The following is a 3102-nucleotide window of genomic DNA, read 5'->3' as shown; positions in this document are numbered from 1 at the left end:
GGCGGGCCTCGGACGAGGGGGTCCGCGGCGGCTGCAGGTTCGCGTCGATCGAGATGGCCAGCAGGATCTCCTCGCGGAACTCCTTGGTCAGGGCGTCCGTGAGGGCGTCGGCCACCTGGGTGCCCTGGAGCGTCTCGCGGGTGGTCTCGTTCGGCACGGCCAGCAGGAGCGTGTTGCCGATGAGGCCCTGCGGCTGGGCCAGGTAGACGAAGCCCATGAGGCGGGCGCTGACCCGCGCGTCGTCCTCGAGGGAGCCCACGACGGAGCGCCACGAGCTGAGCACGGCCTGGTCTGCCACCACGGAGGCTTCCTTTCCTGGGGCAGACGTCCCCGAGGACGGGGGCGGCTGCGCGAGACGGACGACGGTGCTCGGAGTCTAACGGTTGTCCACAGGGTTGTGCACAGACGGTGGACAACCCCTATCATCCTGTGGACGACCGTCCCGGGCGCCCACGGGCGTCCGGGATCCGCGCGCACCCGTTTGACCCCTGCGTACCCCGGCCACTAGAGTTGTCTGGTCCCCCGGGTGTCGGTTGATCGTGCCCGCCGGGGATTTCATGTCAGAGCCTCACCGGTCCTTCCCCCTGGTCCACCTGCTCAGGTCGACGGTCGAAGGCACACAACACGTCGTGGAGAGATCACAGTGACCAAGCGCACGTTCCAGCCCAACAACCGCCGTCGTGCCCGCAAGCACGGCTTCCGTGCCCGCATGCGCACCCGCGCCGGCCGCGCCATCCTGTCCGCTCGCCGCGGCAAGAACCGCGCCGAGCTGTCCGCCTGAGGACCTCGGTCCAGGGACGGCGCGCCCCGTGCTGCCCCGTGACCGTCGCGTCCGCACGCCCGCGGAGTTCCGTCACCTCGGTCGCACCGGCACCCGCGCGGGTCGGCGCACCGTCGTGGTGAGCGTCGCCACGGACCCCGATCAGACCCGGTCCACGTCGCCGAGCGCCCCTCGGCCGCGGGCCGGGTTCGTCGTGTCCAAGGCCGTGGGGAACGCGGTGACCCGCAACCGGGTGAAGCGGCGGCTGCGCGCCGTCGTCGCGGATCAGATGCGCCTGCCCCCGCTGCGCGACCTGCCGGTTCTGGTGCAGGTCCGCGCGCTGCCGGCCGCCGCCGAGGCGGACTACGCGCTGCTGCGCCGCGAGACCGTCGGCGCGCTCGGCAAGGCCCTGAAGCCGCATCTGCCCGCCGCCTCGGAGCCCGCGTAGATGACCGTCACGCCCTCGCCCTTCGTCGTGCTCGAGCCCTCCCGTGAGTGGGGGCCGCTGCGCGCGCTGCCGTCCGCCCTGCTGGCCGGCCTGCTCACGGTCTATCGGGCCGTGGTCTCCCCGCTGTACGGACCCGTGTGCCGGTTCTTCCCCAGCTGCTCCGCCTACGGGCTGGAGGCCGTGCACGTGCACGGCGCGGTCAAGGGGTCGTGGCTCGCCGCGCGGCGCATCGGCCGGTGCCATCCCTGGAACGACGGCGGCGTGGACCCGGTCCCGCCCGGGCACCGACGCTGGCCGCCGGGCCGGCAGCCGCGCATCCTCACCCTGAACCACCCTCCCATCCCACCTGATCTCCCGCAGGAGGATTGACCCCCATGTTCGAAGCCATCCTCTCCCCGTTCCGCTGGCTGATGTCCTGGCTGCTCGGGGCGTTCCACAGCATCCTGGAGTTTGCGGGCCTGCCCGCGGACTCCGGCTGGACGTGGGCCCTGTCCATCCTCCTGCTGGTGGTGCTCATCCGCACCCTGCTGATCCCGCTGTTCGTCAAGCAGATCAAGGCGCAGCGCGCCATGCAGGCCATCCAGCCCGAGCTGCAGAAGCTGCAGGCCAAGTACAAGGGCAAGAAGGACCAGCTCTCCCGCCAGGCCATGGCCATGGAGCAGCAGGCGCTCATGAAGGAGCACAAGGCGAACCCGTTCGCCGCCTGCCTGCCGCTGCTGATCCAGATGCCGTTCTTCTTCGCGCTCTACCAGGTGCTGATCGGCGCCCGCGGCGCGGCGGAGCGCGGCGAGGCCATGGACGCCCTGTCCGCGGACCAGATCCGCTCCTTCGAGGGCTCCACGATCTTCGGCGCCCGCATGTCGGACACCTTCATGAACTCGCTCGGCGCGCCGGGCAGCGGGCCCGTGATCGTCACGGCGATCGTGCTGATCCTGCTCATGTCGGGCTCGATGTTCTTCATGCAGAAGATGCTCATGACGAAGAACATGACGCAGCAGGCCCTCTCCGGGCCCATGATGCAGACGCAGCAGATCATGCTCTACGCCATGCCCCTGATCTTCGGCATCGGCGGCATCAACTTCCCGATCGGCGTGCTCCTGTACTGGACCTACTCCAACTTCTGGGCCGTCGGCCAGCAGTGGTGGATCATCCGCAACAACCCGACCCCGGGCTCCCTCGCCGAGAAGGAGCTCAACGAGCGCCGCGCCGCCAAGGGCCTGCCCCCCGTGGGCCAGAAGGTGTCGAACGCCGAGGCCACGCCCTCGTCCGCGCACACCCAGGCGGGCCGCGGCGGTGCCGTGCTGAACGGTGAGGTCGTCCGCCAGTCGGGTCAGCGCGTCCAGCCCCAGCGCAAGAACCGCAGGAGGAAGTGAGCATGTCCGCCGAGAACGTGACCCCGGCCCCCGAGGCCGAGGACGCCGTCGTCGAGACCCCCGTGGGCCAGGGCTCTCGCGTCGCGGAGCAGGACGGTGCCGCCGTCTCGGAGGCGGTGCGCCGCCTCGAGGAGGAGGGCGACGTCGCCGCGGACTACGTCGAGGAGCTGCTCGACATCGCGGACCTGGACGGGGACATCGACATCGAGGTCCGCGACGGGCGCACGTACGTGTCCGTCGTCTCCGAGGACCACGATGAGCGCCTGGACGGCCTCGTCGGCCCCGACGGCCGCACCCTGGAGGCCCTGCAGGAGCTCGTCCGGCTGGCCGTGCTCGCCGCCACGGGGCACCGCTCCCGGCTGATCCTGGACGTCTGCGGGCACCGGGAGCGCCGCAACGTCGCCCTGCGCACCGCCGCCCAGGCGGCCGTCGAGCGCGTCCGCGCCGGCGAGGGTCCCGTGCACCTCGAGCCCATGGGCGCGTACGAGCGCAAGATCGTCCACGACGTCGTCGCGGACGCC

At 71.3% G+C, this 3102-nt stretch carries 5 protein-coding genes and 1 pseudogene; 5 read left to right on the top strand and 1 reads right to left on the bottom strand.

The features are described from left to right. Positions 1-301, bottom strand: a pseudogene (locus HMPREF3105_RS02510) (chromosomal replication initiation protein DnaA); the annotation flags it as partial. A gap of 342 nt (positions 302-643) precedes the next feature. On the opposite strand from HMPREF3105_RS02510, the gene rpmH reads away from it, so the two are divergent. The 5 genes from rpmH to HMPREF3105_RS02485 all read left to right on the top strand — a co-directional run. Next, positions 644-781 (top strand): 50S ribosomal protein L34, encoded by a 138-nt coding sequence (gene rpmH / locus HMPREF3105_RS02505; RefSeq protein ID WP_002856443.1) that lies wholly within the window; start codon positions 644-646, stop codon positions 779-781. A 28-nt stretch (positions 782-809) separates the two neighbouring features. Further along, complete coding sequence (gene rnpA, locus HMPREF3105_RS02500; RefSeq protein WP_020628391.1) at positions 810-1208, top strand: ribonuclease P protein component; 399 nt, start codon at positions 810-812, stop codon at positions 1206-1208. Beyond that, the gene (gene yidD, locus HMPREF3105_RS02495; RefSeq protein ID WP_020628390.1) at positions 1209-1577 is read left to right on the top strand and encodes a membrane protein insertion efficiency factor YidD; all 369 of its coding nucleotides are present in this window, start codon (positions 1209-1211) and stop codon (positions 1575-1577) included. A gap of 5 nt (positions 1578-1582) precedes the next feature. Further along, positions 1583-2581 carry a membrane protein insertase YidC gene (gene yidC, locus HMPREF3105_RS02490; RefSeq protein WP_010079777.1) on the top strand — a complete coding sequence of 333 codons (999 nt, stop codon included), beginning with the start codon at positions 1583-1585 and terminating at the stop codon, positions 2579-2581. Positions 2582-2583: 2 nt separating this feature from the next. After that, positions 2584-3102 (top strand): Jag family protein (locus HMPREF3105_RS02485; RefSeq protein WP_070708705.1); only part of this gene is annotated, 519 nt, incomplete at its 3' end.

Source organism: Micrococcus sp. HMSC31B01 (genome assembly GCF_001816085.1).
Classification (GTDB): domain Bacteria; phylum Actinomycetota; class Actinomycetes; order Actinomycetales; family Micrococcaceae; genus Micrococcus; species Micrococcus luteus.
The sequence above is the reverse complement of the archived record's forward strand: the minus strand, read 5'-3'. Positions and strand labels throughout refer to the sequence as shown.